The organism is Bradyrhizobium sp. AZCC 1719, from assembly GCF_036924525.1.
Classification (GTDB): Bacteria; Pseudomonadota; Alphaproteobacteria; order Rhizobiales; family Xanthobacteraceae; genus Bradyrhizobium.
In genome coordinates, this window is the sequence record NZ_JAZHRU010000001.1 from 4,963,231 (window position 1) to 4,989,939 (window position 26,709).

Annotated in this window: 30 protein-coding genes; 23 read left to right on the forward strand and 7 right to left on the reverse strand. The window is 63.0% G+C overall.

What is annotated here, in order from left to right; genetic code table 11:
* Window positions 1–33: 33 nt before the first annotated feature.
* Window positions 34–1,422, forward strand: a complete 1,389-nt coding sequence (locus V1292_RS23245; protein WP_334374976.1) for an Nramp family divalent metal transporter — start codon at window positions 34–36, stop codon at window positions 1,420–1,422.
* A gap of 125 nt (window positions 1,423–1,547) precedes the next feature.
* Here the strand turns inward: V1292_RS23245 and V1292_RS23250 are convergent, their stop codons facing one another.
* The 3 genes from V1292_RS23250 to hemB form a co-directional block, all read right to left on the reverse strand.
* The gene (locus tag V1292_RS23250) at window positions 1,548–2,324 is read right to left on the reverse strand and encodes an arginyltransferase (RefSeq protein WP_334374978.1); all 777 of its coding nucleotides are present in this window, start codon (window positions 2,322–2,324) and stop codon (window positions 1,548–1,550) included.
* Window positions 2,325–2,509: 185 nt separating this feature from the next.
* Window positions 2,510–3,082, reverse strand: coding sequence for an RDD family protein (locus V1292_RS23255; RefSeq protein WP_334374979.1), 573 nt, complete (start codon window positions 3,080–3,082; stop codon window positions 2,510–2,512).
* Window positions 3,083–3,251: 169 nt separating this feature from the next.
* Window positions 3,252–4,310, reverse strand: a complete 1,059-nt coding sequence (gene hemB, locus V1292_RS23260; RefSeq protein WP_334374980.1) for a porphobilinogen synthase — start codon at window positions 4,308–4,310, stop codon at window positions 3,252–3,254.
* Between the two features lie 211 nt (window positions 4,311–4,521).
* On the opposite strand from hemB, the gene V1292_RS23265 reads away from it, so the two are divergent.
* The 7 genes from V1292_RS23265 (at window position 4,522) to V1292_RS23295 (ending at window position 8,369) form a co-directional block, all read left to right on the forward strand.
* Window positions 4,522–4,995, forward strand: a complete 474-nt coding sequence (locus V1292_RS23265; RefSeq protein WP_334374981.1) for a DUF6163 family protein — start codon at window positions 4,522–4,524, stop codon at window positions 4,993–4,995.
* Window positions 4,996–5,548: 553 nt separating this feature from the next.
* Window positions 5,549–6,064 (forward strand): transcriptional regulator LdtR, encoded by a 516-nt coding sequence (ldtR, locus tag V1292_RS23270; protein ID WP_028345688.1) that lies wholly within the window; start codon window positions 5,549–5,551, stop codon window positions 6,062–6,064.
* Window positions 6,065–6,329: 265 nt separating this feature from the next.
* Entirely contained in the window at window positions 6,330–6,554 is a 225-nt protein-coding gene (locus V1292_RS23275) for a hypothetical protein (protein ID WP_334374982.1), read from the forward strand.
* Between the two features lie 33 nt (window positions 6,555–6,587).
* Window positions 6,588–6,809: a hypothetical protein gene (locus V1292_RS23280; RefSeq protein ID WP_028345690.1), complete on the forward strand. Its 222-nt coding sequence runs from the start codon at window positions 6,588–6,590 to the stop codon at window positions 6,807–6,809.
* A gap of 119 nt (window positions 6,810–6,928) precedes the next feature.
* The gene (locus tag V1292_RS23285; RefSeq protein WP_334374984.1) at window positions 6,929–7,285 is read left to right on the forward strand and encodes a DUF6152 family protein; all 357 of its coding nucleotides are present in this window, start codon (window positions 6,929–6,931) and stop codon (window positions 7,283–7,285) included.
* Between the two features lie 4 nt (window positions 7,286–7,289).
* Window positions 7,290–7,778, forward strand: coding sequence for a hypothetical protein (locus V1292_RS23290; RefSeq protein WP_334374985.1), 489 nt, complete (start codon window positions 7,290–7,292; stop codon window positions 7,776–7,778).
* Window positions 7,779–7,793: 15 nt separating this feature from the next.
* Window positions 7,794–8,369 carry a histidine phosphatase family protein gene (locus V1292_RS23295; RefSeq protein ID WP_334374986.1) on the forward strand — a complete coding sequence of 192 codons (576 nt, stop codon included), beginning with the start codon at window positions 7,794–7,796 and terminating at the stop codon, window positions 8,367–8,369.
* Window positions 8,370–8,380: 11 nt separating this feature from the next.
* Here the strand turns inward: V1292_RS23295 and V1292_RS23300 are convergent, their stop codons facing one another.
* A complete protein-coding gene (locus V1292_RS23300) occupies window positions 8,381–8,629 on the reverse strand; it encodes a hypothetical protein (protein ID WP_334374987.1) in 249 nt (82 codons plus the stop codon).
* 888 nt (window positions 8,630–9,517) lie between these two features.
* Here V1292_RS23300 and V1292_RS23305 point away from each other — a divergent pair.
* The 10 genes from V1292_RS23305 to V1292_RS23350 all read left to right on the forward strand — a co-directional run bounded on the left by V1292_RS23305 (window position 9,518) and on the right by V1292_RS23350 (window position 19,021).
* Window positions 9,518–10,153, forward strand: coding sequence for a glutathione S-transferase family protein (locus V1292_RS23305; RefSeq protein ID WP_334374988.1), 636 nt, complete (start codon window positions 9,518–9,520; stop codon window positions 10,151–10,153).
* Between the two features lie 286 nt (window positions 10,154–10,439).
* A complete protein-coding gene (glyA, locus tag V1292_RS23310; RefSeq protein ID WP_334374989.1) occupies window positions 10,440–11,750 on the forward strand; it encodes a serine hydroxymethyltransferase in 1,311 nt (436 codons plus the stop codon).
* A gap of 27 nt (window positions 11,751–11,777) precedes the next feature.
* Window positions 11,778–12,260, forward strand: coding sequence for a transcriptional regulator NrdR (gene nrdR, locus V1292_RS23315; RefSeq protein WP_028345697.1), 483 nt, complete (start codon window positions 11,778–11,780; stop codon window positions 12,258–12,260).
* On the forward strand, window positions 12,257–13,408 hold the full coding sequence (gene ribD, locus V1292_RS23320) for a bifunctional diaminohydroxyphosphoribosylaminopyrimidine deaminase/5-amino-6-(5-phosphoribosylamino)uracil reductase RibD (RefSeq protein ID WP_334374990.1): 1,152 nt from the start codon (window positions 12,257–12,259) through the stop codon (window positions 13,406–13,408). Before nrdR ends, ribD begins: the two co-directional genes overlap by 4 nt.
* Window positions 13,409–14,017 (forward strand): riboflavin synthase, encoded by a 609-nt coding sequence (locus V1292_RS23325; RefSeq protein ID WP_334374991.1) that lies wholly within the window; start codon window positions 13,409–13,411, stop codon window positions 14,015–14,017.
* Between the two features lie 168 nt (window positions 14,018–14,185).
* The gene (ribH, locus tag V1292_RS23330; RefSeq protein ID WP_334374992.1) at window positions 14,186–14,677 is read left to right on the forward strand and encodes a 6,7-dimethyl-8-ribityllumazine synthase; all 492 of its coding nucleotides are present in this window, start codon (window positions 14,186–14,188) and stop codon (window positions 14,675–14,677) included.
* A gap of 2 nt (window positions 14,678–14,679) precedes the next feature.
* Window positions 14,680–15,171 carry a transcription antitermination factor NusB gene (gene nusB / locus V1292_RS23335; RefSeq protein ID WP_334374993.1) on the forward strand — a complete coding sequence of 164 codons (492 nt, stop codon included), beginning with the start codon at window positions 14,680–14,682 and terminating at the stop codon, window positions 15,169–15,171.
* Entirely contained in the window at window positions 15,164–16,156 is a 993-nt protein-coding gene (gene thiL / locus V1292_RS23340; RefSeq protein ID WP_334374995.1) for a thiamine-phosphate kinase, read from the forward strand. The genes nusB and thiL overlap by 8 nt, the downstream gene beginning before the upstream one ends.
* Before the next feature lie 207 nt (window positions 16,157–16,363).
* Window positions 16,364–16,573, forward strand: a complete 210-nt coding sequence (locus V1292_RS23345; RefSeq protein ID WP_028345703.1) for a cold-shock protein — start codon at window positions 16,364–16,366, stop codon at window positions 16,571–16,573.
* Between the two features lie 327 nt (window positions 16,574–16,900).
* Window positions 16,901–19,021, forward strand: coding sequence for a sodium-translocating pyrophosphatase (locus V1292_RS23350; RefSeq protein WP_334374996.1), 2,121 nt, complete (start codon window positions 16,901–16,903; stop codon window positions 19,019–19,021).
* A 67-nt stretch (window positions 19,022–19,088) separates the two neighbouring features.
* Here the strand turns inward: V1292_RS23350 and V1292_RS23355 are convergent, their stop codons facing one another.
* Window positions 19,089–20,612, reverse strand: coding sequence for a winged helix-turn-helix domain-containing tetratricopeptide repeat protein (locus V1292_RS23355; RefSeq protein WP_334374997.1), 1,524 nt, complete (start codon window positions 20,610–20,612; stop codon window positions 19,089–19,091).
* Between the two features lie 132 nt (window positions 20,613–20,744).
* On the opposite strand from V1292_RS23355, the gene V1292_RS23360 reads away from it, so the two are divergent.
* The gene (locus tag V1292_RS23360) at window positions 20,745–21,182 is read left to right on the forward strand and encodes a cupin domain-containing protein (RefSeq protein ID WP_334377140.1); all 438 of its coding nucleotides are present in this window, start codon (window positions 20,745–20,747) and stop codon (window positions 21,180–21,182) included.
* Window positions 21,183–21,391: 209 nt separating this feature from the next.
* Here V1292_RS23360 and V1292_RS23365 read toward each other — a convergent pair whose 3' ends face one another.
* Together V1292_RS23365 and V1292_RS23370 are read right to left on the reverse strand one after the other, a co-directional pair.
* The gene (locus V1292_RS23365; RefSeq protein WP_334374998.1) at window positions 21,392–22,396 is read right to left on the reverse strand and encodes a Bug family tripartite tricarboxylate transporter substrate binding protein; all 1,005 of its coding nucleotides are present in this window, start codon (window positions 22,394–22,396) and stop codon (window positions 21,392–21,394) included.
* Between the two features lie 126 nt (window positions 22,397–22,522).
* A complete protein-coding gene (locus V1292_RS23370; protein ID WP_442895558.1) occupies window positions 22,523–22,999 on the reverse strand; it encodes an outer membrane protein assembly factor BamE in 477 nt (158 codons plus the stop codon).
* 130 nt (window positions 23,000–23,129) lie between these two features.
* On the opposite strand from V1292_RS23370, the gene V1292_RS23375 reads away from it, so the two are divergent.
* The 4 genes from V1292_RS23375 to V1292_RS23390 all read left to right on the forward strand — a co-directional run bounded on the left by V1292_RS23375 (window position 23,130) and on the right by V1292_RS23390 (window position 26,585).
* Complete coding sequence (locus V1292_RS23375) at window positions 23,130–23,681, forward strand: ubiquinol-cytochrome C chaperone family protein (protein ID WP_334374999.1); 552 nt, start codon at window positions 23,130–23,132, stop codon at window positions 23,679–23,681.
* Window positions 23,678–24,262, forward strand: coding sequence for a YceD family protein (locus V1292_RS23380; RefSeq protein ID WP_334375000.1), 585 nt, complete (start codon window positions 23,678–23,680; stop codon window positions 24,260–24,262). Before V1292_RS23375 ends, V1292_RS23380 begins: the two co-directional genes overlap by 4 nt.
* Window positions 24,263–24,564: 302 nt before the next feature.
* A complete protein-coding gene (plsX, locus tag V1292_RS23385) occupies window positions 24,565–25,611 on the forward strand; it encodes a phosphate acyltransferase PlsX (protein ID WP_334375001.1) in 1,047 nt (348 codons plus the stop codon).
* A complete protein-coding gene (locus V1292_RS23390; protein WP_334375002.1) occupies window positions 25,608–26,585 on the forward strand; it encodes a beta-ketoacyl-ACP synthase III in 978 nt (325 codons plus the stop codon). Before plsX ends, V1292_RS23390 begins: the two co-directional genes overlap by 4 nt.
* Window positions 26,586–26,709 lie beyond the last annotated feature (124 nt).

The window sequence follows — 26,709 nt, forward strand, 5'->3', positions numbered from 1 at the left end:
GCAATAAGAACGAAGATCGGCCATCTTGCTGGAATGGATGCGCGCACGCCCGATTTGGGCCCGGAAGCCAAGGGTTTGCTGATGGCCGATACGACCGCCTCCGGTTGGCGCGCTGATGCCGCCGCCGACGCGCGGCGGAGCTTGCCCGAGGTCAATTCCACGATCCTGGTGCCCTTTGGCGGGCATTGGTCGCGCCGGCTGCTGGCCTTCCTCGGCCCCGGCTATCTGGTTTCGGTCGGTTACATGGACCCCGGCAACTGGGCCACCGACCTCGCGGGCGGATCGAAGTTCGGCTACACGCTGCTCGCGGTCATCCTGCTGTCGAACCTGATGGCGATCCTGTTGCAGGCGCTGGCCGCGCGGCTTGGCATCGTCACCGACCGCGATCTGGCGCAGGCCTGCCGCGCCAGCTTCTCGCGGCCCGTGAACTTCGTGCTCTGGGTGGTCTGCGAAGCGGCAATCATCGCCTGCGATCTTGCCGAGGTGATCGGCACCGCGATCGCGCTCAACCTGTTGTTCGGCATTCCCCTGATCTGGGGCGCGTTGATAACTGCGCTCGATGCCTTCTTGCTGCTCCTCCTGATGAACAAGGGTTTTCGCTTCCTCGAAGCCTTTGTCATCGCGCTGCTGATCGTGATCGCGATCTGCTTTTCGATTCAGATCGTGGCTGCTGCGCCGCCGGTGGCTGCCGTTCTGAAGGGGTTTGTGCCGTCGTCCGAGATCGTCACCAATCCTGAAATGCTCTACATCGCGATCGGCATCATCGGCGCGACCGTGATGCCGCATAATCTCTATCTGCACTCCGCGATCGTGCAGACCCGCGCCTACGAACGCAACGACAAGGGTCGCCGCGAGGCGATCAAATGGGCGACGACGGACTCGACGATTGCGCTGATGCTGGCGCTGTTCATCAACGCCGCGATCCTGATCGTCGCCGCAGCCACCTTCTATTCGAGCGGACGCACCGAGGTCGCCGAGATCGGGCAGGCCTATGAACTGCTGTCGCCGCTGCTTGGTCTCGGCATTGCCTCGACCCTGTTCGCAGTGGCGCTGCTCGCCTCCGGCCTGAACTCGACCGTCACCGCGACGCTGGCCGGCCAGATCGTGATGGAAGGCTTTTTGAACTTGCGGCTGCCGAGCTGGGCGCGGCGGCTATTGACTCGCGGCGTCGCCATCGTTCCGGTCGTGATCGTCACCGCGCTCTATGGTGAGCGCGGCACCGGCCAGCTCCTCGTGTTCAGCCAGGTCATCCTGTCGATGCAACTGCCGTTTGCGGTGATCCCGCTGGTGCGGTTCGTTTCCGACCGGCGCAAGATGGGGAAGTTCGTCATCCCGCGCACAGTCGCTGTCGTGGCCTGGATCGTCGCCGGAATCATCGTCGCGCTGAACGTGAAGCTGTTGTTCGAGACGTTCTTCGGCTAACCGCGCACACGGCTGTCATCGCCCGGTTCAACCGGGCGACCCAGTACGCCGCGACCTCTCGATTTAATCACTGATGTCTCTGGAATACTGGATCACCCGCTTTCGCGGGTGATGACAGCAGAGGGTCAATCCTGCGGTTCGGACAGCATCTCGCCCGTCGCATCCACCCGCAGCCAGCCGGACGGCGCCAGCCGCTGCTGCGGCAGGAAGCGGCCCTTGTAGTCCATCTTCTTGGAGCCCTCGATCCAGTAGCCGAGATAGACGTAAGGCAGCCCGAGCCGGCGCGCGCGGGTGATGTGGTCGAGGATCATGAAGGTGCCGAGCGAGCGGCTGTGCTGCGACGGCTCGAAGAACGAGTACACCATCGATAGCCCGTCGCTGAGCACATCCGTCAGCGCCACGGCGATCAGCTCCTCGCCGCGGCCGGTGATACCGGTGTCGACGCCGCGCTTGCGGTATTCGATGATGCGGGTTTCGACATGGCTGTCTTCCACCATCATCGCGTAGTCGAGCACGGTCATGTCGGCCATGCCGCCATGGCGGTGGCGCCTGTCGAGGTAGGCGCGGAACACGGAGTATTGCTCCGACGTCGGCACCGCGCTGCGCTGTTCGCCGACAATGTCGGCGTTGCGCGCCAAGACTTTCTTGAAGTTGCGCGAGGGGCGGAATTCGTTGGCGATGACGCGCACGGAGACGCAGGCCCGGCACTGGTCGCAGGCCGGGCGGTAAGCGATCGACTGGCTGCGGCGGAAACCGCCATGGGTCAGGAGGTCGTTGAGGTCGCCGGCCTTGTCGCCGACCAGATGCGTGAACACCTTGCGCTCGTGCCGGCCCGGCAGATAGGGGCAGGGCGAGGGCGCCGTCAGGTAGAATTGCGGGGTATCACGCGAGTGTTGGGTCACGTCGGGTCGTCACGCCTCCGAAACAAATCAACCATAGCGCTTTCCAACGCAGTAGACACCGGTTCGCGTTAAGAAAACGCATCCGAACGAAAAAAGCGCCGGCCCGGCCCCGATTTCATCTTGGGGGCCCGACCGGCTCTAACATCGCGCCCCGAAGGCGGACGGTCAAATAGTTTGCTGCTCGCTCAATAGCTGCTGCGTGCCGAGGGAACTACCTGGGTACGAACCGAGCTGTTGATCACCACGGTTCCCAGGATGATGTCGTGCAGCAGCCGGCGGCGGCTGTTGAACAGGCCGACCAGCAGCACCAGCGGCGTCAGGAATGAGATCGAGACCCAGTACAGCACCGCATGGCAGGCACCGAGCACGAAATAGCCCGGCTCGCCGTACCAGGTGCGCAGCTCCAGATCCATCGCGCGCATGCCGAGCGTCGCCGAATGCGGGCCGCCGATCGAGGTACCGTAATAGACGATCGCCCACACGATGGTGGCGGGCCACGCCAGCCAGAACAGCATCCAGCCGAGTCCGAGCGTGATGATGCCGAACAGGCCGATGAAGATGTAGCCGAGGATGACGGGCACCGACAGCACGACGAGGTCGATCAGGAACGCAAATACCCGCCGCGTCAGCACGCCGCGAAACAGTTCCGGCTGCGAATAGGGATCGAACGCATGCGGCGGCACCCCGCCATCGTTCCGCCAGCCGCCGCCAGCATTTGAAGCGTCGCCGCCGGTATTGCCAGAGCCGCTATAAGACATGGTCCGTCCTCCAGGCCGATATTCCAGACCGTGACATGGGAACCGGCGGGGCCTGCGCCAAGGGGGGCTGCGACCATTAACAGCGCGCAATATTGTCGGGTTGCAGCGGTTGAGGCACAACTTCTCCGTCGTCCCTGCGTTCGCATGCGTTCGCAGGGACGACGGAAGCTTACACCGCCTTCAACTTCTCCGCGGCCTTCGGCGCAAAATACGTCAAGATTCCATCCGCGCCGGCGCGCTTGAAGCCGAGCAGGCTTTCCATCATCGCGCGGTCGCCGTCGATCCAGCCATTGGTTGCGGCTCCGGCGATCATCGCGTATTCGCCGGATACCTGGTAGACGAAGGTCGGCATCGCGAACGTGTCTTTCACGCGGTGCACGATGTCGAGATAGGGCATGCCGGGCTTCACCATCACCATGTCGGCGCCTTCGGCGATGTCGAGCTCGACCTCGCGCAGCGCTTCGTCGGAATTGGCGCTGTCCATCTGGTAAGTGCGCTTGTCGCCGGTCAGCGTTTTGGCGGAGCCGATGGCGTCGCGGAACGGGCCGTAGAAGGCAGAGGCGTATTTCGCAGCATAGGCCATGATCTGCACGTCTAGAAAACCTGCCTCGTCCAGCGCCCCACGGATCGCGCCGACGCGGCCGTCCATCATGTCGGATGGCGCGATGACGTCGCAGCCGGCCTCGGCCTGCACCAGCGCCTGTTTCACCAGTACCGCCACCGTCTCGTCGTTGAGGATTTTGCCGTCCTCGATCAGCCCGTCATGGCCGTGGCTGGTGAAAGGATCGAGCGCGACGTCGCACAGCACGCCGATCTCGGGGAATTCCTTCTTGATCGCGCGCACCGACTGGCAGACCAGATTGTTCGGATTCAGCGCCTCGGAACCGTGCTCGTCGCGGAGCGACGGCTCGGTATAGGGAAACAGCGCGATGCAGGGGATGCTCAGTTTTGCCGCACGCTCGGCGTCGCGCACCGCCTGATCGACGGTGAGGCGGTCGACGCCGGGCATCGAGGCCACCGGCGTGCGCGTGTTGTGGCCGTCGACCACGAACATCGGCCAGATCAAATCATCCGTGGTCAGCACGTTTTCGCGCACCAGCCGCCGCGCCCATTCTGCCTTGCGGTTGCGGCGGGGGCGGATGGTCAGGTCGAGCGGGGTGGAGGCAAGCGCCGTCTGCCGCCGCGGCGCGTCGCGCATTTCGATCGGACGCCCGAACTTGATCGCCATGTGAACGGTACTCCTTGAGGCGGAGGGAAGGTTTTGATTTGTTCCAATTCTAGCACCTTGCCGCTGCCGCGTCACCGAGCCTTGATCTATCTCATCGGCAATTGATTTTGCCGTCGCGCCGGGCCAAGACATCAGGCCATGAGGAGATTCCAGCACACGTTGCGCCCCGGTTGCGAGGTCAGCCCCCAGATCAGCTTCCGGGTCGGCTTCCATGTCTGACCTTTCGGCGCGCGATCAGGGGCGGGACCATGCCAGGGACAATGCGATGTCCATGGCGGCGATGTCGTCGGAGCGGATCGAGCCCGACGACAATGTGTGGACGCGTCGGCTGGTGCTGTTCCTGCGCATCATGGCGGTCGTGTCGATCATGAAGGGCCTGTACCACTGGGCGCAGGTCACGGGTTTCATCGGCGGCGAGGAAGAGGCGTTCGAGAACCAGTCGATGGCCTGGCAGACCGCGACCGTCTATTTCGCCGTCATCGAACTCGTCGGCGCCGTCGGCCTGTGGCTCGCGACGCCTTGGGGCGCGGTGGTGTGGCTCACCACGGTGGTGTCGACGGCGGTGATCGAGCTGATGTTTCCGGGCATCTACGGTGGCAGCCTGACGGTGGTAGGGCTCGAAGCCGTGATGCTGGCCGCCTATCTCGCGCTCGCCTGGATGGCTGCGCGCGAGCGCCCGCCATAGGATCCTGCGGCGCGTCCGGTGGCCTCATGGTTCGAGACGCGCGGCCCTGCCGCGCTCCTCACCATGAGGACGAGCTAGACCTCGTCCTGAAGCTAGACCTCATCCTGAGGAGCGGCCAATTGGCCGCGTCTCGAAGGATGAAGCCACCGTTGCTTCAACGCGTCAGTTTTCCGCCATAATCCATCCGCGTGCAGAATCCGCGACGCGATCCCGTACAATTTTCAAAAAGTTTTTCCGTAACGATTTGGTCACCGTTAAAGGCCGTAAAGGGTTCCACCACACATCTTACGCGAGCGTTTCGATTTCAGACGCACCTGTTTCCGAATGCGACAAGGCTTGCAGACGAAGCGTGAACAGGGCGCTTCCAGCGTCAATGAAATGTTGCAAAAAGCCTTGATCCATGGGGCTTAATCCACAATTCACTCTGTTAAATTCATGATCTCTTTATTGTCTTATTTAAGCGGATCTTCAAACCGCCCCCTTAAGTTGAAGCTATCAGGCGGGACAGAAGTTTCGTCGAAATAAGTCGAAAAACGACGACAGGGGAAGTGTCATGATCAAAGCCGTTGCAACGGCGGTGGAAACCGCTGAACGCTCTGCCGGTCAAACTCCGGTGCAGCCGCTCTATCTGGAAGCGTTGACTTTGGTCGAGCGGCTGCATCGCCGGCTGCTCGACGTCATCAAGGACGAATTCGATCGCCGCGGCCGCGCCGACATCAATTCGGTGCAGGCATTGCTGCTCTATAACATCGGCGACAAGGAGCTGACCGCGGGCGAACTGCGCACGCGCGGTTACTACCTCGGCTCCAACGTCTCCTATAACCTCAAGAAGCTCGTCGAGCTCGGCTTCCTCGATCATCAGCGCTCGCGCGTCGATCGTCGCTCGGTCCGCATTCGCCTCACCGCGCAGGGCCAGGAAATCCGCAAGATCGTCGATGCGCTCTACCAGAAGCACGTCAAGACGGTGGAGCAGGTCGGCGGCATCTCGAATGAGGAGTTCGCAACGCTGAACAAGTCGCTGCACCGCCTCGAGCGGTTCTGGACCGACCAGATCCTGTATCGGCTCTGAGAATTCGCAAACCGGCCGCCTAGAAGACCGGTAGCCAACAAGCTGACAAACTGGCTAGGCGTAAGCCCTGCTCAACGCGCATCGGCGCCGGTCTTCCGGCTTCGGTGCGCTTTGTTTTGGAGGGAGAATCCTCCGCATTTTCGGGCAGCTATCGCTGTTTCCTAAAGAGAAATTACGATTTCTCGCATTGGAACCATCTTCTTCTCGCGGTGGAACCATCTTCGCGCCTGCGAATTATCGGCCCGGCCACAAAACGGGTGAGGGCATGCTCGTCGAGCGCGGAATTCAGGTCATGAATTTTGAGGTGGTGGGCGATGCCTACGCGATCGCCTCAAACTACCTTCGCAAGAGCGGCGCCATTGCCGATACCCTGGTTACCGACGAGCGATTGCTCGCAATCATCGTGAAGCTGTTCCGGCGCGGCGAATTCAACCGGCTCAGGCTCGCCAATAAGGCGATCGCCACGTTCGAAGCAGGCGCATTGGCCTGACGATCCACCCGCTCACGCAACTCAGGAGAATCCATGGAAGCCGCGATCGAACGGATCATGCAGACCTATGACCTGCTTCTGAACTGCAGCGCCGCTGCCAGCGAGGAGGCGCGCGCCAAGGTCACGGCCTATCTCACCACGCTGGTCGAGGCGGGCGAGACGGATCCGCACCGGCTGACGGTGTGCGGGCTCACCTATCTACGCCAGCTCGATGGCAGCAACGATCCGGTGAAGGCGGGGTATACGGGGTTGTAACGAAAAGACGCCCTGCTGCCGCGGCTTGACGCGAGCGCAGACCCGGTGCCTCCGAGGCAAGTCTTGCTGCCTCGCGCGCGCCGCCATAGATTTGCGTCTCTGATCGGCGGAGGCTCGCCATGACCTCACTCACCCGTCGTTTGTTTCTGTCGCTGGCGGCTAGCCTTGTGCCGGCTTCCGCCATCGCCCATCATGGCTGGGGCGGCTACGATACGTCAAAATCGTTCACCGTCACCGGCAAGATCCTGAAATCGACCTTCGAGAATCCCCATTGCGGGATCGAGATGGAGGTCGACGGCAAGCATTGGCATTTCGTCCTGGCGCCGCCGTCGCGCATGCAGGCGCGTGGCGCAACGCGCGAGCTGATCGCGCCCGGCAAGACCTGCACCGTGTTCGGCTATCCTCACACCAGCAAGCCGGACGAGGCGCGGATCGAATACATCGTGCTCGACGGCAAGCGTATCGAATTGCGGTAGGGCAGTGGAACACCAGCCGGCCGCATCGATATTCCTGGCGCTGCAGGAAAGCGCGCTGGGCCATGCGATGCGCTCCTCGCCAGCGCTTTATCCCGCGGTCGAGATTCTGCACATTATCGGCTTCGTGATCCTGGTGGGATCGATCCTGGCGCTCGATTTGAGGCTGCTGGGACTCGGGCGCACGCTTGCCATTCAACCGATGGCGCAATTGCTGCTGCCCTTGTCGCGTGCGGGCTTTCTGCTCGCGATCAGCATGGGTTTTTTGCTGTTCAGCGCCGATGCTTCGCATGTCGTGAAAAATGCCGCGTTCCAGATCAAGCTGCTTCTGATCGGTGCGGCGCTGATCAACATCGTGATCGCGCATGCCGTTCCATGGCGTTATGTTGAACACTGGGGCGACAAGGCGTCCGGCGCAGCCAAGGTGACTGCACTGCTGTCGATCCTGCTATGGCTCGGCGTCATCTGCGCGGGGCGCCTGATTGCGTATTTTTAGCAAGGCCGCTTTGCCATGTCCTGCATTCGCTTTGCCATCTTCGCGCTCCTCGTCGGTTTGTTCAGTTCGACGGAGATCGCCACTGCCGAGGAGGCCGCCAATGCCTGGAAGGCGTTGCGCGCCGGGGGGCATGTCGCGCTGATGCGGCATGCCGATGCGCCGGGGGGCTTTGGCGATCCGCCCGGTTTCCGCGTTGAAGATTGTGCCACCCAGCGCAACCTGAGCGCCAAGGGGAGGGCGGACGCCGGGAAGATCGGTGCGCGGCTCAAGCGGGAAGGGATTGCGTTTGAAACGATCCTGAGCTCGCCGTGGTGCCGATGCATCGACACCGCCAAATTGCTGAACTTGGGGCCGGTCGAGACCGTTGCGACATTCGGTAATGTTGTGGTGCTGCGCGATCAACGAGAGACGCTAACGGCGGGCGCCCGTGCGCGCATCGCCAAATGGACGTCGCGCGGAAACCTCCTCATCGTGACGCACGGCGCGAACATTTCGGCGCTCACCGGTGTCTCGCCGGCCAGCGGCGAAATCGTCGTCGTCAAAAGCGGAAGCGATCGCATTGAGCCTGCCGGCCGCCTGGTTCTCGATTGAGCCGGTTCGAGTTACTGCGCGTCCGCGCGCGCGTCCTTTGCGCGATAGCGGTTCCAGTTGGCGATCACGCCTTCGTATCGAACCGGCTTCGTTACCGTTGCAGTACGTGCGTTTTCGGCCTCTGTTTCATTGGCGGCATTCGGGAAAATCACGAAAAATCCCAGAAGACCGCCGACCATCGTGCCGTAGATCAGGAAGGCCGTTATCAGCCAGCGTCGCGAATTGGCCTGACGCTCTTTCGGTGGGAGCGAGCTTTCCATGTCGGGAAATCCATCTGTCAGCCCCGGATGGTTATAGGCTCAGTCGAAACGGCGGCATGTGATCTGGTTCACGCTGCGGCCGGCAAAGGTCTCGCGCTGCCCGACAGGCAAATCAGCTAGATGTTGTGTCCAGCCGGTCCCGCAAAAATTATCCGCTTTCGTCGCAGACCAAATCAGTCACATATACCGTGCGTCTCACCCAATTGAGGGGCGGGTCGCGATCGTCACGAACGTGCGGTGAGATGCGATGGACGCTGAATGCGCAAGACGTACGCGCAGGAGGCGTACGGCGAAGTCGTGTGGTTCTGGCGCCGCGGTGCTGGCGTTAAGTTACGTGGAAGTTTTCTGCGTGGCGACGGAGGCAAGAAAGCCGTTCTCCGGGGAGAGCACGAAGTAAGCCGTAAAGCCATTGCGCAGGGAAGGCCGGGCTGCTCCCGCTGTACCTGTATGCTCGTGTGCGTGTTCTTGATGCGCACCTGCACACGAGACCGCGGGTGCAGCCAGCACCCGGTCTTCCCTGCGCCCTCTGTTTGGAGAGGGCGGGAAGTTGAGAGCAAACCTCGGGCGCAACGCGTCGCGAGATCGTTGTCACATATGCCGTTGTCATCGTCCGCGAAGGCGGACGATCCAGTATCCCAGAGACGTCAATGATTGAATCGAGAAGCCGCGGCGTACTAGATCCCCCGCCTTCGCGGGGGATGACAGTCGAGTGTTGCGTCGCTATCTCCACGTCATTACGAGCCAATGGGTCGCGCGAATGCGCGCCCGATGACAGGCTCCGCGAAGCAATCCACATCTCCACTTGCCGTGCGATGGATTGCTTCGCTGCGCTCGCAAATGATGGTCTCAAGTGAACCGCCATGCTCTAACAAGACCAGAGGAAGCCCCATGCTCACGGTCCATCATCTCAACGACTCCCGCTCGCAGCGAGTTTTGTGGCTGCTGGAGGAGCTCGGCACGCCCTATGAGCTGAAACGTTATCAGCGCAACGCCGAGACGCGGCTGGCGCCGCCGGAGTTGAAAGAGGTTCATCCGCTCGGCAAATCGCCCGTCATCACTGACGGCGATATGACCATCGCCGAATCCGGCGCCATCGTCGATTACATCATCCGCCGCTACGGCCAGGGAAAAGACAAGCCCGCGATGATGCCGGCGCCCGGTAGCGCGGACTATGAGGCCTACAACGAGTGGCTGCATTATTCCGAAGGCTCGGCGGTGTTGCCGTTGATGCTCAACCTCTATGTCGGCCGACTGAAGGAGGCGGGTGCGCCGCTGCATCCGCGCATCGACAGCGAACTGGCGAACCACCTCGGCTATATCGACCGCGCGCTGAACGGGCGCGAGTTCTTCGTCGGGGCGTCGCTGACCGGCGCCGACATCCAGATGAGTTTTGTCGGTGAGCTGGCAAAAGTGTTCGACAAGCTCGAGCCATACCGGAACCTGGCGGCCTGGCTGGAGCGCATGCACGCCCGTCCGGCGTTCCAGCGCTCGGTCGCCAAGGGCGGGCCGTACCGGTTTGCGTGAGGGGAGGCAGTCATTCCGGGGCGCGAAGCGAACCCGGAATCTCGAGATTCCGGGTCTGGTCCTTCGGACCATCCCGGAATGACGGTGAACTGGAACGCCCGGCTCAAGCCCGGGGCGACGAATGGGGCTTCATCCCCACCATATCTTGCATAAATACCAGCCCTGTACCGCAAATACTTGGCCAATTCCGGCCGATGTGGTATCTCGCAGGCGCTTCTTTCGACCGCCACACCAGACCCGCCCGCTTCGCCCCTAAGGGCCTGCGGCGGTGGAGATATTTCGCCCAATGACCTCCTCGCCCACCAGCGCCAAGACCGGCTCCGCGCCCGACTCGTTCTTCACGGCCACGCTCGCCGAGGCCGACCCGGAAATCGCTGCCGCGATCAAGGGCGAACTCGGCCGCCAGCGGCACGAGATCGAGCTGATCGCCTCGGAAAACATCGTCAGCCGGGCCGTGCTGGAAGCGCAGGGCTCGGTGATGACCAACAAATACGCGGAAGGCTATCCGGGCGCGCGTTACTATGGCGGCTGCGAATGGGTCGACGTTGCCGAGACCTTGGCGATCGAGCGCGCCAAAAAGCTGTTCGGCGCTGGCTTTGCAAACGTGCAGCCGAACTCAGGCAGCCAGATGAACCAGGCGGCGTTTCTGGCGCTGCTGCAGCCCGGCGACACCTTTATGGGCCTCGATCTCGCGGCCGGTGGCCATCTCACCCACGGCTCGCCAGTCAACATGTCCGGCAAGTGGTTCAAGGCCGCGCACTATACGGTGCGGCGCGAGGATCATCTGATCGACATGGACGAGGTGGCGAAGCAGGCCGAGCAGGTGAAGCCGAAGCTGATCATCGCCGGCGGATCGGCCTATTCGCGCGCCTGGGACTTCAAGCGCTTCCGCGAGATCGCCGATAGCGTCGGCGCTTACCTCCTGGTTGACATGGCGCATTTCGCCGGCCTCGTCGCCGGCGGCGTCCATGCCTCGCCAGTGCCGCACGCGCACGTCACCACCACGACGACGCACAAATCGCTGCGCGGCCCGCGCGGCGGCCTGATCCTCTGCAACGACGAGGCGCTGGCCAAGAAGCTGAATTCGGCGATCTTCCCGGGCCTGCAGGGCGGCCCGCTGATGCATGTCATCGCCGCCAAGGCGGTGGCGTTCGCCGAGGCGCTGCGTCCGGACTTCAAGGTCTACGCGAAGAACGTCGTCGAGAACGCCAAGGCGCTGGCGGAAACGCTGCGCGGCCATGGCCTCGACATCGTCTCCGGCGGCACCGACAACCATCTGATGCTGGTCGACCTCCGGCCCAAAGGCCTGAAGGGCAACGTGTCCGAGAAGGCGCTGGTGCGCGCCGCGATCACCTGCAACAAGAACGGCATTCCGTTCGACCCTGAAAAGCCGTTCGTCACCTCGGGCCTGCGTCTCGGCACGCCGGCGGCAACGACGCGCGGCTTCGGCGTCGCCGAGTTCAAGCAAGTCGGCGGCATGATCGCCGAGGTGCTCAACGCGCTGGCGCAGTCGGAGGACGGCAAGGCGCCGCTGGTCGAAGCCGCGATCAAGGAACGCGTGAAGGCGCTCACCGACCGCTTCCCGATCTATCAGTAAGGTCTAGCAAGTCGAAGGTCCCGTTGGATGCGTTGTCCTAGCTGCAACAGTCTCGATACGCAGGTGAAGGATTCGCGTCCGACCGAGGACTCGGCCGTGATCCGGCGGCGGCGGGTATGCATTGCCTGCAACTTCCGCTTCACCACCTTCGAGCGGGTGCAGTTGCGCGAACTGACGGTCATCAAGCGCAACGGGCGCCGGGTGCCGTTCGACCGCGACAAGCTGGTCCGCTCGCTGCAGATCTCCTTGCGCAAGCGGCCGGTCGACCCTGAGCGGGTCGAGAAGATGGTTTCAGCGATCGTGCGCGAACTCGAGAGCGGCGGCGAGGCGGAAGTCTCCTCGGAGGCGATCGGCGAGATCGTGATGGAGCATCTGCGCCAGCTCGACGACGTCGCCTATGTGCGCTTCGCCTCCGTCTATCGCAATTTCCGCGAGGCCAAGGATTTTGAGACCGTGCTCGGCGAGCTCTCAGGCGAGGACGAAGCGCGGATCGCCACGTTGCGCAAATGATCTTCCGCATCCTGGAAGACCAGTACGGGCAGAAGATCAGGGAGTCCAAGGCGGCTGACCAGCGCTTCATGCAGCTTGCGCTGTCGCTCGGCCGGCGCGGGCTGGGGCGGACCTGGCCCAATCCGGCCGTCGGGGCGGTCGTCGTGAAGGATGGCGTCATCGTCGGGCGCGGCTGGACGCAACCGGGCGGGCGACCGCATGCCGAGCCGGAAGCCTTGAGGCGCGCCGGCGAGGCGGCGCGGGGCGCGACGCTGTATGTGACGCTGGAGCCCTGTTCGCATTTCGGCAAATCGCCGCCTTGCGTCGATGCCGCTATCGCGTCCGGCATTTCGCGCGTGGTGTCGGCGATCGAGGATCCCAATCCGGAGGTGGCCGGGCAGGGACATGCAAAACTTCGCGCAGCAGGGATATCAGTCGATGTCGGGCTCGGTGCTCAGGAAGTCGCGCGCGATCACGCCGGCCATTTCCGCCGCGTCCGCGACAAGCGCCCGCATGTGATCCTGAAACTCGCCGTCTCCGCCGACGACAAGATCGCTGCCGCCGGCCACAAGCCCGTTGCGATTACGGGCGAGGTCGCGAGAACTCGGGTGCATCTGTTGCGCGCGCAATGCGACGCCATCCTGGTCGGCATCGGCACCGTGCTGGCGGACGATCCGCTGCTGACCTGCCGCCTGCCCGGCATGGAAGCGCGGTCGCCGGTGCGGGTGGTGCTGGATCGCGCGCTGCGCATTCCCGGCACAAGTAAGCTAGTTCAGTCCGCGCGGCAGACGCCGCTCTGGGTGATGACCTCAGATTTTGCCGAGGCGCCGGCCGCCGTGAAACTCGGTGCGGCAGGCGCGCAGGTGATACGCGTTGCGGCTACTGCGCAGCCGCCGTGGCTGAATCTATCGGCGGTGCTGCACGCGCTGTCCGACAAGGGCATCACAAGGCTGATGGTCGAGGGTGGATCGCGGGTGGCGTCGTCCTTCGTCGCGAGCGGCTTGGTCGATGAAATCTGGCTGTTGTGCGGCCCTGATAAAGTCGGCGCCGACGGCATTCCCGCGCTGGACGCATTGCCGCTGTCGACTCTCACCGGGTCGCCCGCGTTCAAGCCACGTGCTAGCGAAAGCCTGGGCAACGACACTCTCACGATTTACGAGCGCGCTTAAATGTTTACCGGAATTGTCACCGACATCGGCGAAATCGTCGCCTTGAAGCCGACGGCGCAGGGGCAGTTGCACCGCATGCGGATCGCCTGCCGCTACGACCAGACGACCATTGCAGACGGCGCCTCGATTGCCTGCAACGGTGTCTGCCTGACGGTGGTGGCTTCCGGCGTCGAAGGCGGCAAGACCTGGTTCGACGTCGATGCCGCCGCGGAAACGCTCGGTATGACCACGGCCAAGCATTGGGCCAAGGGAACAAAACTCAATCTCGAGCGTGCGCTGAAGATCGGCGACGAGCTCGGCGGGCATATCGTCGCCGGCCACGCCGACGGCATCGCCACCGTCGTCAGGCGCGACGATCTGCCCGATATGGCCCGGTTCGAACTGCGCACCACGCGAGAGCTGGCGCGTTTCATCGCCGCCAAAGGTTCGGTGACGCTGGATGGCGTGTCGCTGACCGTGAATACGGTCGAGGATGTCATATTTTCGGTGCTGATTATCCCGCACACGCTCAGCGTCACCACGCTTGGCGGCTGGGCAGCAGGCAGCGAGGTCAATATCGAGGTCGACCTGATGGCCCGCTACGCGGCGCGGCTCTCGGAAATGAAGTGACGGCGCAGCCGTCATTCCGGGATGGTCCGAAGGACCAGACCCGGAATCTCGAGATTCCGGGTTCGATGCTCGCGCATCGCCCCGGAATGACGGTGCCGAGTTCGTGCTTGGCTTAGCCACCCGCGGCGACTACATAACGCGCCGTACCAGAGTGAAATGGATTGAACGATGGCAGACGCACGGCGCGCACCGCTGAAAGACCAGACCGACATCACAGGCGCGCGCGCGCTGATCGTGGAGGCGCGGTTCTATGACGACATTCAGGACGCGCTGCTGGAAGGTGCCGTCGCCGAGCTGAAAGCCGCCGGCGTGACGCATGACGTCATCACCGTGCCAGGCGCCTTGGAAATTCCGGCCGCGATCGCGATCGCGCTCGATGCCGCCGACAGGAACGGCAAGCAGTATGACGCGGCGATTGCGCTCGGCTGTGTGGTGCGCGGCGACACCATCCATTTCGAGATCGTCTCGATCGAATCCTCCCGCGCCCTGATGGACCTTGCGGTCGCGCGAAAGGTTCCGCTCGGCAACGGCATCATTACCGTCAATACCGAGGCTCAAGCCTGGGCGAGGGCGCGCGCCAGCGAGTTGAACAAGGGCGGCGACGCCGCGCGCGCGGCGCTGGCGATGCTGCGGATCAAACGCCGGCTGGCAAAGGCCTGACGATGGCAGAGAAGAAGCCCGCCAAAACTCCCGACAAGAAAGCCAACCGCCGTGGCGCGGCGCGGCTCGCCGCCGTGCAGGCGCTGTACCAGATGGACATCGCAGGCGCCGGGATCAACGACATTTTCGCCGAGTTTGAAAGCCACTGGTTCGGCAACGAGGTCGAGGGCGAGAAATACCTGCCGGCGGAAGCCGCCTTCTTCCGCGACGTCGTGTCGGGCGTGGTCCGCGATCAAGCGAGGCTCGATCCTCTGATCGACGACGCGCTGCAGAAGGGCTGGCCCTTGAAGCGGATCGACGCGATTCTGCGCGCGGTGCTGCGCGCCGGCTCCTACGAGCTCGAGCATCGCAAGGACGTGCCGGGCCGCGTGGTCGTCTCAGAATATGTCGATGTCGCGCATGCCTTTGTCGAAAAGGACGAGACCGGTATGGTCAACGCCGTGCTCGACCAGATCGCGCGCCAGTTCCGCGCCGACGAGTTCACGCGTGGCTAGCGGCAAACCAGTGTCCGGCGAGGACTGGCTGATCGCGCGCTATTTCCGGCCGCTTGCAACCGACCCCGGCGCCTTCCGTCTCGACGACGATGCTGCGGCGCTGAAGCCGTCCGGCGATGACATCGTGGTGACGACGGATGCCATTGTCGAGGGCGTGCATTTCCTGCCCGATGATCCTCCCGATGCGGTCGCGCGCAAGGCGCTGCGGGTGAACCTCAGCGATCTCGCCGCGAAGGGCGCGACGCCGGCCGGCTTTGTGCTGACGCTGGCGCTCCGCAGCGCGGATGAGGGCTGGCTAAAGCCGTTCGCGGCGGCGCTGGGCGAGGACACCAGGCAGTTCGCATGTCCGCTGCTCGGCGGCGATACGGTGTCGACGCCGGGGCCGCTGATGGTTTCGGTGACCGCATTCGGCCGCGTGCCGCCAGGCAAAATGGTCCATCGCAGCGGCGCCAAACCAGGCGAGCAGGTGATGGTGACGGGGACGATCGGAGACGGCGGGCTGGGGCTGGCCATCCTCCGCGGGGGAAAGGTGCATGCCGCCGCCGATACGGCCGCGCGGGAGATGCTGGTCGCACGCTATCGCGTCCCGCAGCCGCGCGTGGCGATGGCCGAGATCGTTCGCGAATACGCCAGTGCTTCGATGGACATATCGGATGGGTTGGCAGGCGATCTGACAAAGCTGTGCGGCGCGTCGGGCGTATCCGCCGTGATCGATCTGGAGCAGGTGCCGTTGTCCGGCGCAGCGCGGGGGTTGGTGTCGCGCGGCATTGTCGGACTGGAAACGTTGATTGTGGGTGGCGACGATTACGAAATCCTCTGCACGATTCCGAAAGAGCATGTTGAAGTCTTCGAAGCTGCCGCGCAGCGCGCAGGGGTTGCGCTTAGTTCCATCGGAACGATCGTCGCGGGGAGTGCAGTTCCGAAGTTCGTCGACAAAGAGGGCAAGGAAATCGCGCTGGAACGGCTATCCTACAGCCATTTTTGAAGGCGTCGCATAATGCCGTCGGGCTTTATTTCCCGCCAGCCATTGCAATTTCGCTGAAAACCTATAGGTTGTAGCGCATTCGATTACCGCCGTGCCTTTTTGAACGCGCCCCACGGGGCTTCTTTCCAGAGACATCGTCGAGATTGGATTTGAATCCGTGCGATCGCCGCGCGGAATGAAAAGCCTATGTGCTTTGGAGAAGAGAAAATGGCTACGGGAACAGTGAAGTGGTTCAACGGTCAAAAGGGTTTCGGTTTCATTGAGCCGAGCGATGGCAGCAAGGATGTGTTCGTGCACATCTCCGCCGTCGAGCGCGCCGGCCTTGGCGGGCTGGCCGAAGGTCAGAAGGTTCAGTTCGAACTCAAGACCGACAAGATGCGGGGCAAGGTAAGCGCGGAAAACCTGTCGCTGGTCTAAGGCCTCGAAACGGTCGTTTCACGGATGTACTGGAATGGCTCGTGAGCCCGCTCGATCCCTCCCGGGGTTGAGCGGGCTCTTGTATTTTGGCCGGGCCGAATACCCGATGCCCCCGGGACGCCAGTTGGCTGGACGTATTCCGGGTGACACCTTTCAAAAATCGACGGTTTTCGCCCTCCGTGACATTGCGCCGGAGGGACGATTTTGGCATGGTCCCGCCCGATTTGAGGCCGCCCTTCTGGGCAGGGAAGGCCTCCTTTTTGTGCGTCCGCCGCAACTGCGGTGACGGCGCGGGGGTGGAACGAACAAAAAACTGAGGCAAATTCAATGACAGCATTGTGGGTGATTGTGCTCTGCGGAGCGCTTTCGATTGTCTACGCCATCTGGGCTACGTCTTCCGTTCTGAAATCGGACGCCGGCAATCCGCGCATGCAGGAAATCGCGGCGGCTGTCGCCGAAGGCGCGCAGGCCTATCTGCGCCGCCAATACATGACGATCGCCATGGTCGGCGTCGTGATCTTCGCGCTGCTGGCCTACTTCCTCGGCATGCTGGTTGCGATCGGCTTCCTGATCGGCGCGGTGCTGTCGGGTGCCGCCGGCTTCATCGGCATGAACGTCTCGGTTCGCGCCAACGTGCGCACCGCCCAGGCGGCGACCACTTCGCTGGCCGGCGGCCTCGAACTGGCCTTCAAGGCGGGTGCGATCACCGGTCTTCTGGTGGCGGGCCTCGCGCTGCTCGGCGTCACCATCTACTTCGCTTATCTCACCCAGTTCATGGGGCTGAAGGCCAACGATCGCGTCGTCGTCGACGCGCTGGTGGCGCTCGGCTTCGGCGCCTCGCTGATCTCGATCTTCGCTCGTCTCGGCGGCGGCATCTTCACCAAGGGCGCCGACGTCGGCGGCGACCTCGTCGGCAAGGTGGAAGCCGGAATCCCTGAAGACGATCCGCGCAACCCGGCGACCATCGCCGACAACGTCGGCGACAACGTCGGCGACTGCGCCGGCATGGCGGCCGACCTGTTCGAGACCTATGCGGTGACCGCGGTCGCCACCATGGTGCTCGCCGCGATCTTCTTCGCGACCTCGCCGCTGCTGGTGAACATGATGACCCTGCCGCTCGCCATCGGCGGCATCTGCATCATCACCTCGATCATCGGCACCTTCTTCGTCAAGCTCGGCGCCAGCCAGTCGATCATGGGGGCCTTGTACAAGGGCCTGATCGCGACCGGCGTGCTGTCGCTGCTCGGCGTCGCTGCCGTCATCCACTGGCTGATCGGTTTCGGCGAGCTGGCGGGCGTGAAGTACACGGGCATGGCGCTGTTCCAATGCGGCGTCGTCGGTCTCGCCGTCACCGGCCTGATCATCTGGATCACCGAATACTATACCGGTACCGATTATCGCCCGGTGAAGTCGATCGCGTCGTCCTCGGTCACGGGCCACGGCACCAACGTGATCCAGGGGCTGGCGATCTCGATGGAAGCGACGGCGATGCCCGCCATCGTCATCATCGCCGGCATTCTCATCACCTACAGCCTTGCCGGCCTGTTCGGCATCGCAATTGCGACCACCACCATGCTTGCGCTGGCCGGCATGATCGTGGCCCTCGACGCTTTCGGTCCGGTTACAGACAACGCCGGCGGCATTGCCGAAATGGCGGGCCTTCCGAAGGAGGTCCGCAAGTCTACCGACGCGCTGGATGCGGTCGGCAACACCACCAAGGCGGTCACCAAGGGCTACGCGATCGGCTCGGCCGGTCTCGGCGCGCTGGTGCTGTTCGCGGCCTACAATGAAGACCTCAAGTTCTTCATCGCCAACGCTCCGAAGCATCCGTACTTCCAGGGTGTGCTGCCCGACTTCTCGCTCAACAATCCCTATGTCGTGGTCGGTCTGCTGTTCGGCGGCCTGCTGCCGTACCTGTTCGGCGCGATGGGCATGACCGCGGTCGGGCGTGCGGCCGGCGCGATCGTCGAGGAAGTGCGGCGCCAGTTCCGCGAAAAGCCCGGCATCATGCAGGGCACCGACAAGCCGGACTACGGCAAGGCCGTCGACTTGCTGACGAAAGCGGCGATCAAGGAAATGATCATTCCGTCGCTGCTGCCGGTGCTGTCGCCGATCTTCGTCTACTTCGCGATCTACGCGATCGCGGGTGGCGGCGCGGCCGGCAAGTCGGCGGCGTTCTCCGCCGTCGGCGCCATGCTGCTCGGCGTGATCGTGACCGGCCTGTTCGTCGCGATCTCGATGACCTCGGGCGGTGGCGCCTGGGACAACGCCAAGAAGTACATCGAGGATGGGCACTTCGGCGGCAAGGGATCGGACGCCCACAAGGCCGCCGTGACCGGTGACACCGTCGGCGATCCCTACAAGGATACGGCGGGTCCCGCGGTCAACCCGATGATCAAGATCACCAACATCGTGGCGTTGTTGCTGCTGGCGATCCTGGCGCACTGAGCCGGCGACAAGCTGATCAAAACGAAAACCCCGCGGTGCGAGCCGCGGGGTTTTTTCATGCCCGAGCCTAATCTAGCAATTGCGATATCCGTTCGTCCCATTCTGGATGCAACTGCTTTAGCGGTGCGAGGAAATGACTCTGAGGCTCTCTCAGCTCGTTCATACGGCTTGCGCATTGGCGTGCGTCGTCCAGGTTGCCAAGTGCGATGTGGCAGCATGTGAGCGTTTCAAATGTCGGACGGAATGTCGGGCGAATAGCGAGCGCTTTGTTTGCGGTCGCAAGTGCGCTCTCGGCGTCTCCGGCGAGAAGCTGAGCATGGGCAAGCAGATTGTACCAAGCGAGGTTCTGGGGATCGTTCGGATTTAGCGTCAGGCCATGTTCAAGCGGTTCGATTGCCTCTCGCGCCAGACCCGCGAACAAGCGGGCCAGGCCGAGAATCAGATGCCCTAACGCGAAGCTTGAGCTCAATGCGATCGCCTTCTCGGCCGCCGATACGGCTACGAGCGGTGCGCTGTTGTAAGCGTTCGCGATGGCGAAGGCATAGTGCGCGTAGGGGTCTCTCGGATCGAGGGTGATTGCATGCGCCGCGGCATCCACGCCCTCCTTGCTGTCCACGACGGGCGTATCGCTCCAGCCGTAGGCGATTATCCCGGCGCTGACGCGCCCAAGCCAGATGTGCGATTCCGGCAGATCCGGATCGATTGCGCATGCGCGACGAAATAGCGTCCGCGCAGCCAGATGGCCCTCGCGGGTGACCTTGTGAAAATGCCACGTTCCCTGACGCACGAGATCCCAGGCTGTCATATTGCCGGTATGACGCAACGCTGCAAGATGGGATTCTGTCTTGAGAAGCTCGGGCTCGATCGCACCCGCGACCCGCTCGGCGATCTCGTCCTGGATCGCAAAGACATCAGCCATCTCAAGATCGTACCGCTCTGCCCATACATTGCTGCCGTCGCTGGTGTCGATGAATTGCGCCGTAACGCGCAGCCTCAGCGCGGATTGCCGAACGCTTCCCTGTAGCACATAACGCGCGCCAAGCTCGCGAGCGGCTTGCAGCGCGTCCATCTGTTTACCCTTGAAGAAGAAGGCAGAACTCCGCCCGATGACCCGGAACCAGCGAAACCGGGACAGCGCTGTGATGATATCTTCGGTCAGTCCATCGGCGAGATACTCCTTGTCAGCTTCGCCAATGATGCCGAAGGGCAGAACCGCGATAGAGGGGCGCGACTGCGTATCTCTTTCGGTATGCTCTGGTGTGGCGGTCTGCGCTCGAGGAGCGACCGGCCCGGCGAACCGGTAGCCGACACGTGGAATGGTCGTGATCCACTCGGCGCCGTCATCGGCGGTGCCGAGCAGCTTGCGCAGCGCCGCGATTTGGACAGAGAGATTGCTTTCCTCCACGGCCAGGCCGGGCCAAGCGACGTCCATCAGGCTCGATTTGTCGAGGATTCTGCCGGGCGACTCCAGGAAAGCGCGCAACAGCAGTAGGCCTTTTTGGCCAACCACGACGCGCCGGCCGTCCCGCGAGAGCATTCCGCGATCCATATCAAGCATGAACGGGCCAAAAGTGAAGGGCTCACGGGGCATGCGGCGAGCTTACCGAGCTTTGGAAGAATTTGGAATTTTTCGGATCAATCTTTGAGACTCCGGCCGTCCAGACAAGTGATCTTGCGCATGTTGGGTAAGACAATCCGAACCGGAGAGACGGCAATGAGCAACATGATCGTACGGGAACGGCACGGCGTGGAATCGGGCGGTGGGGGGAAGGGCTTTGTCGTCAAGGGGAGCAAAGGCTACCGCGCCGAGCAGGGCTCCGACTATCAGCCGGGAATCAGCGCGGAGACTGTCGGCTCGAAAATGATCTGGCTCGGCATCATTACGCTGCCGGCCGGCCGACGCACCAAAGCCCATGTCCACGAGCACCATGAGACGGCGCTTTACATGATGAGCGGGGACGAGCTGGAGATCTGGACCGGCGACCAGCTACAGCACTGCGAAAAGGTACACCCCGGTGACTACATCTATATTCCGGCGGGCGTCCTGCACGTTGCGGTTAATCGCGCTGCCTCGCCGTCGGTCTTCGTGGGATCGCGCAGCGAGGCGACTGCCCGGGAGAGCGTGGTGATGCGGCCGGAGATGGACGCACGTGTGCCGTGAGTGGCTGCTGGCGATCCTGACGCACTGAGCGGCGACAAGCTGATCGAAAAGAACCCCGCGGTAAAAGCCGCGGGGGTCTTGTCTTTCGGATAGCTCAACCGGAGTTTCCCGGGGTGCTGCTGATCCGGGGGCATCGCTGTGGTAGAAAGCGTGGATCCCGGCTCTGCGGAGCAGCGCGAAGCGCGCTGCACCGCGTCCGGGACAGGACTTTAATTCACATCCATCTGCAGGCCTTCGCGCTTGATGATCTCGCCGAATTTCGCCGTCTCGGCCTGCACGAAATCGGAGAACTGCTGCGGCGTTCCCCAGTCGGCGGTCGCGCCCATCTTCCCGATCGTCTTCTTGACGTCATCCCGCGCCAGCATCGCCTTGATCTCCTTGTTGAGCGCTTCAACGGCGGGAGCGGGCGTGGCCTTCGGCAGGAAGATGCCGAACCAGGAGGAGACGTCGAACTTCGAAAGCTCCGGCGCGCTTTCGCGCATGGTCGGAACGTTCGGGGCGAGTGCGCTGCGCTCGGGCGTGGTGACAGCGAGCGCGGTGAGTTTGCCTTCCTCGGTCTGCGGCAGCGTCGGGTAGAGATTGTCGAACAGGATCTGGATATCGCCGGCCAGCGCCGCCTGCAGCGCGGGGCCTGCGCCGCGGAACGGGACGTGCACCATCTTCAATCCGGTGAGCTGCAGGAACCAGGCACCGGTGAGGTGAGGGCTCTGGCCTACGCCTGAGGAGGCATAGGTGAGCTTGTCCGGGTTGGCCTTGATGTAGGCGATCAGGTCGGGGATCGACTTGATGCCGGTCGACGGATGCGCCGACACGATATTCGGAATCCGGATCATGTTGCTGACCGGCTGCAACTGGTCGGCCTTGTAGGTCATGTTGCGGAAGATGCTGTAGGCAATCGCATTCGGACCGGGATTACCGACCAGGATGACATGGCCGTCCGCCTTGCCCCGCACGACTTCGGCGGTGCCGATGGTGCCGCCGCCGCCGGAGCGGTTTTCCACGACCGCGGACTGGCCCCAGGCGGTCTGCAGATGTGCGGCCAACAGCCGTCCCATCACGTCGGTGCTGCCGCCGGCTGCCGCTGGCACAATGAGACGCACGGTCTCGGTCGGGCGCCAGTCGGAGCCGAAGCTTGAGCGCGGCAAGATTGCCGCCGCCGAAACGGCTGCAGCTCCGGTCAAAACGCGGCGTCGAGAAATAGCTTTAATCGTCACAAGTTCGCTCCCTGCTGAATCATTGTTTGCAGGAAAGCGTAGGCAGCGCGCATGCAGAGAGCAAGCGGGCGACTTGGCGCATGATTTCCGCGCCACGGAACAGAGTGAATCAGAACTGACCGGGCGCTAGTTAAAGCTGAGTAGCTTGAACAGCGGCGTCAGGTAGCTGAGTTCCTGGCCGGACGTTGGCGTGGTGCGGCTGATGAAGTCGAAGATCTTGCCGTCCTGCAATCCGTAATTGGCGAGCCGCGTCACCTGGCGGTTCTTGTCGAAATAGATCGCGATCACGCGCTGGTCCACGACCTGCTGATTCATGAAGGCGACTTTGCGCTCGGAGCGCTGCGAGATGTAATAAAACACCTCACCATTCAAGGTCGCGACCGTCGATGGCGTTCCCATCACGATCAGCACCTGATCCTGGCTGGCGCCGATCGGAATCTGCTCCAGCGCGTTGGGCGGCAGGATGTAGCCCTTCTGGAACTGCTCGCCGGTGCATCCGGCGAGCGCAGCGCAGACCAGTGCGACGGCTGCGGCGGCACGAAAACCGCGCCGGCGCGCGGTCAGGCGGCGCAGCGAGGACACGCGGGCGCTCAGGTGGCTCATTTCGGTCATCTCAGGAATTCGCCCGTCCTCTTGCATAGCGCGGTGCGTTGACGTACCGGGCAGCACGCTTGATTGCAACATGCGCGGGCTCCGGGCAAAGAATCTGGAGGGCTCGCTTGCGGAACCCACAATGCTTTGGCCGTTCAATCACTTCAGGAAACCCCGGACGCCGCTGCGCGGCACCATCGAGGCCATCTATGGCATGATCGTGACGCAGGCGCGAGAACCGTTGTTTTATCGGGACTTTGGGGTTCCGGACACGGTTAACGGCCGTTTTGACCTGCTTCTCCTGCACTTGTGGCTGGTCCTGCGACGGCTGAAGTCGGTGGAGGGCGGCACGACGCTATCGCAGGGGCTATTCGACCATTTTTGCAACGATATGGATGATAATCTGCGCGAGATGGGGGTCGGAGACCTCACGGTGCCGAAGCGCATGCAGGCCTTCGGCGAAGCCTTCTATGGTCGGACCGCGGCCTATGACCTGGCGCTGACCGAGGGCCGCGAGGCGCTGGCGCAGGCGATGTGCAAGAATATCCTAAATGGCGAGAACATCGAGAAGGCCCGACTGTTGGCCGCCTACGCCGAGGCGGCAATGGCGGGCCTGGACAGCCTCGACGAGGCGACGCTGGTGAGCGGCCGGGGCAAGTTTCCCTCGCCGGAGAAAGCAGGCGTGCAGCAATGAGCAAAACTGGCACAGAGAAGCCCGACCCGTGGCGTGTTCCCGTTGCGGTGGCGCAGATCCCCGAGACGGGCCTGCATCGCGACATCGAGGCCGATCAGGCCATTCGCAAAGCCGTGGCCGACACGGGCGGCTTGCGCGAGGTGCTATCGGCGCAGGCTTCCTTCGACGTGACGCCGCAGAGCGGCGGCCGCTTCCACGTGGCCGGCCATGTGCAGGCGCGGATCGGGCAGACCTGCGTGGTGACGCTGGAAGAGATCGAGAACGACATCGACGAGCCGATCGATCTGATATTCGCCCCGCCCGAGCAGGTCCCGCAAATGGCCGCGCTGGTCGATGAGGCCGAGGAGAGCGACGAGGAGACGCCCGACCCGCCGGAGCCGATCGAGAACGGCATGATCGATCTCGGCAGGGTCGCCACCGACGCCTTGTATCTGGCGGTCGATCCATATCCGCGTAAACCCGGCGCCGTATTTGAGCCGATGGTTGAAGCCGCCGATCCCGAGGATCACCCGTTCGCGGCGCTCAAGGCGTTGAAGGCGGCACCGAAGAAATCCGGCACCAGGAAGCCCAAAGGCAAGTAGCCGGCGGCTAAAGTGGTCCATGAGGCCGCATTCGGTTTGAGGTAGCTGCGGTATCTCACCAGGATTCCCAAATAAGGCATTGAATTATCTGAATATATTTCTTATTCTCGGTTTCGGGCCACACCGCTTGGCTTTTGCCAAAAGACGGTGGTCAAGAGGTTGTGTCGGGCGGGGGACACGCTATTGTCGCCGCCCGGCGGAGGTGCGGTATCGCGTTTCGCCGAGCACCGCCTAACGGTGCCATTCCAGTGCGCCGCCGGCCTCTACGAGGGCCGCCAAGAGATCAGGTTTCCGGGACGTTCATGCCGCAAAAGGTTCGCATCGCGCTTGACGCCATGGGTGGCGATGTCGGCGCATCGGTCGTCATTCCCGGCGCTGCAATTTCTTTGAAGCGGCATCCCGACAGCGAATTCCTGCTCTACGGCGACAGCAAGCAGATCGACGAACAACTCGCCAAGTACCCGGCGCTGCAAAAGGCGTCGCGCGTGATCCACACCGACGTCACTGTGAGCATGCACGACAAGCCGAGCCAGGCGCTGCGTCGCGGCCGCAAGACGTCGTCGATGTGGCTTGCGATCGATGCGGTGAAGAGAAAGGAGGCCGACGTCGCGGTCTCCGCGGGCAATACCGGCGCGCTGATGGCGATGGCGCGTTTTCATCTGCACACCATGCAAGGGATCGATCGTCCAGCCATTGCCGGCGTGTGGCCGACGGCGCGCGGCGATTCCGTCGTGCTCGACCTCGGCGCCACGATCGGCGGCGATGCGCACCATCTCGTCGCGCTGGCGGTGATGGGCAGCGCAATGGCGAGCGTGCTGTTGAACCGGGAACGGCCGACTGTCGGCCTCCTCAACATCGGGGTCGAGGAGATCAAGGGCCATGAGGAGATCCGCGAAGCGGCGGAGCTGCTGCGCGCGTCGCAGCTCAATTATATCGGCTTCGTCGAGGGCGACGGGATCGGCCAGGGTGCGGCCGATGTGATCGTGTCGGAAGGCTTTAGCGGCAACATCGCGTTGAAGGCCGCGGAGGGAACCGCGCGCCAGATGGCGGACTTCCTGCGCCAGGCCATGACGAGCAGTTGGCTGTCCCGAATCGGTTACCTGTTCGCCCGCAGCGCGTTCAAGGCGTTGCGGGACAAGCTCGACCCGAACAAATCCAATGGCGGTGTTTTGCTCGGCCTGAAAGGCGTGGTTGTCAAAAGCCATGGCGGAATCAGCGCCGAAGGCTTTGCCTACGCGGTCGATGTTGGCTATGAGATGGTCCGCTGCGATCTCCTCACCAAGATCAATCAGATGATGAATAGCGACGGCAGTGCGCTGGCACCGACCGCGCAGGAGGCTGTCTCGTGACTGCGAAACGTTCGGTGGTGCTGGGCTGCGGCTCTTACCTGCCGCAGAAGGTGCTGACCAATGCCGAACTGGCGGCCCGAATCGATACCTCGGACGAGTGGATCGTGCAGCGTACCGGCATTCGGGAGCGCCACATCGCGGCCGAAGGCGAGTTCACCTCGCACTTGGCGATCAACGCCGCGCGCGCGGCGCTGGAACATGCCGGTCTCGACGCCCAGGCAATCGACCTGATCGTGCTCGCGACCTCGACGCCGGACAACACCTTTCCGGCCACCGCGGTTGCAGTCCAGAACGGGCTCGGTATCCATCATGGCGCCGCCTTCGATCTGCAGGCGGTGTGCTCCGGCTTCGTCTTCGCGCTCGCCACCGCCGACAATTTCCTGCGCTCCGGCGCCTACAAGCGCGCGCTGGTGATCGGTGCGGAGACGTTCTCGCGCATTCTCGACTGGAACGACCGCGGCACCTGCGTGCTGTTCGGCGACGGCGCCGGCGCGGTCGTATTGGAAGCGCAGGACCAGCCGGGTTTGCCTTCCGATCGCGGCGTGCTCACGACCCATCTGCGCTCGGACGGCCGGCATCAGTCGAAGCTCTTCGTGGACGGTGGCCCGTCCACGACGCAGACCGTCGGCCATCTCCGGATGGAGGGTCGCGAAGTGTTCAAGCACGCGGTCGGCATGATCACGGACGTCATCGTGGATGCCTTCAATGCGACCGGCGCGACGGCCGAGGACATCGACTGGTTCATCCCGCATCAGGCCAACAAGCGAATCATCGATGCTTCGGCGCATAAGCTTCATATTGCGCCGCAGAAGGTGGTGCTGACCGTCGATTTGCACGGCAACACGTCGGCTGCGTCGATCCCGCTGGCGCTTGTGGTTGCCGTCAAGGATGGACGGGTAAAGAAGGGCGATCTGGTGCTGTTCGAGGCCATGGGCGGCGGCTTCACCTGGGGTTCCGCCCTGGTGCGTTGGTAGACGCGGCGCAAAAATGCTGTTTAAAATTGTAGTGCGGTTCCATGCTTCTGCATGATGGTCGCTGTTGACCATTGCGTGCTAACCTCATAATTTCAGGGAATAAATTTTGTTCGCCGAGAGTGCG

Excerpts from the sequence above, each read along its gene's own strand:
- V1292_RS23245 (WP_334374976.1), top strand. The coding sequence starts at position 34 with ATGGATGCGCGCACGCCCGATTTGGGCCCGGAAGCCAAGGGTTTGCTG.
- V1292_RS23255 (WP_334374979.1), bottom strand. The coding sequence starts at position 3,082 with ATGTCTTATAGCGGCTCTGGCAATACCGGCGGCGACGCTTCAAATGCT.
- hemB (WP_334374980.1), bottom strand. The coding sequence starts at position 4,310 with ATGGCGATCAAGTTCGGGCGTCCGATCGAAATGCGCGACGCGCCGCGG.
- V1292_RS23265 (WP_334374981.1), top strand. The coding sequence starts at position 4,522 with ATGTCTGACCTTTCGGCGCGCGATCAGGGGCGGGACCATGCCAGGGAC.
- ldtR (WP_028345688.1), top strand. The coding sequence starts at position 5,549 with ATGATCAAAGCCGTTGCAACGGCGGTGGAAACCGCTGAACGCTCTGCC.
- V1292_RS23275 (WP_334374982.1), top strand. The coding sequence starts at position 6,330 with ATGCTCGTCGAGCGCGGAATTCAGGTCATGAATTTTGAGGTGGTGGGC.
- V1292_RS23280 (WP_028345690.1), top strand. The coding sequence starts at position 6,588 with ATGGAAGCCGCGATCGAACGGATCATGCAGACCTATGACCTGCTTCTG.
- V1292_RS23285 (WP_334374984.1), top strand. The coding sequence starts at position 6,929 with ATGACCTCACTCACCCGTCGTTTGTTTCTGTCGCTGGCGGCTAGCCTT.
- V1292_RS23295 (WP_334374986.1), top strand. The coding sequence starts at position 7,794 with ATGTCCTGCATTCGCTTTGCCATCTTCGCGCTCCTCGTCGGTTTGTTC.
- V1292_RS23300 (WP_334374987.1), bottom strand. The coding sequence starts at position 8,629 with ATGGAAAGCTCGCTCCCACCGAAAGAGCGTCAGGCCAATTCGCGACGC.
- V1292_RS23305 (WP_334374988.1), top strand. The coding sequence starts at position 9,518 with ATGCTCACGGTCCATCATCTCAACGACTCCCGCTCGCAGCGAGTTTTG.
- glyA (WP_334374989.1), top strand. The coding sequence starts at position 10,440 with ATGACCTCCTCGCCCACCAGCGCCAAGACCGGCTCCGCGCCCGACTCG.
- nrdR (WP_028345697.1), top strand. The coding sequence starts at position 11,778 with ATGCGTTGTCCTAGCTGCAACAGTCTCGATACGCAGGTGAAGGATTCG.
- ribD (WP_334374990.1), top strand. The coding sequence starts at position 12,257 with ATGATCTTCCGCATCCTGGAAGACCAGTACGGGCAGAAGATCAGGGAG.
- V1292_RS23325 (WP_334374991.1), top strand. The coding sequence starts at position 13,409 with ATGTTTACCGGAATTGTCACCGACATCGGCGAAATCGTCGCCTTGAAG.
- ribH (WP_334374992.1), top strand. The coding sequence starts at position 14,186 with ATGGCAGACGCACGGCGCGCACCGCTGAAAGACCAGACCGACATCACA.
- nusB (WP_334374993.1), top strand. The coding sequence starts at position 14,680 with ATGGCAGAGAAGAAGCCCGCCAAAACTCCCGACAAGAAAGCCAACCGC.
- V1292_RS23345 (WP_028345703.1), top strand. The coding sequence starts at position 16,364 with ATGGCTACGGGAACAGTGAAGTGGTTCAACGGTCAAAAGGGTTTCGGT.
- V1292_RS23350 (WP_334374996.1), top strand. The coding sequence starts at position 16,901 with ATGACAGCATTGTGGGTGATTGTGCTCTGCGGAGCGCTTTCGATTGTC.
- V1292_RS23355 (WP_334374997.1), bottom strand. The coding sequence starts at position 20,612 with ATGCCCCGTGAGCCCTTCACTTTTGGCCCGTTCATGCTTGATATGGAT.
- V1292_RS23360 (WP_334377140.1), top strand. The coding sequence starts at position 20,745 with ATGATCGTACGGGAACGGCACGGCGTGGAATCGGGCGGTGGGGGGAAG.
- V1292_RS23370 (WP_442895558.1), bottom strand. The coding sequence starts at position 22,999 with ATGAGCCACCTGAGCGCCCGCGTGTCCTCGCTGCGCCGCCTGACCGCG.
- V1292_RS23375 (WP_334374999.1), top strand. The coding sequence starts at position 23,130 with ATGCTTTGGCCGTTCAATCACTTCAGGAAACCCCGGACGCCGCTGCGC.
- V1292_RS23380 (WP_334375000.1), top strand. The coding sequence starts at position 23,678 with ATGAGCAAAACTGGCACAGAGAAGCCCGACCCGTGGCGTGTTCCCGTT.
- plsX (WP_334375001.1), top strand. The coding sequence starts at position 24,565 with ATGCCGCAAAAGGTTCGCATCGCGCTTGACGCCATGGGTGGCGATGTC.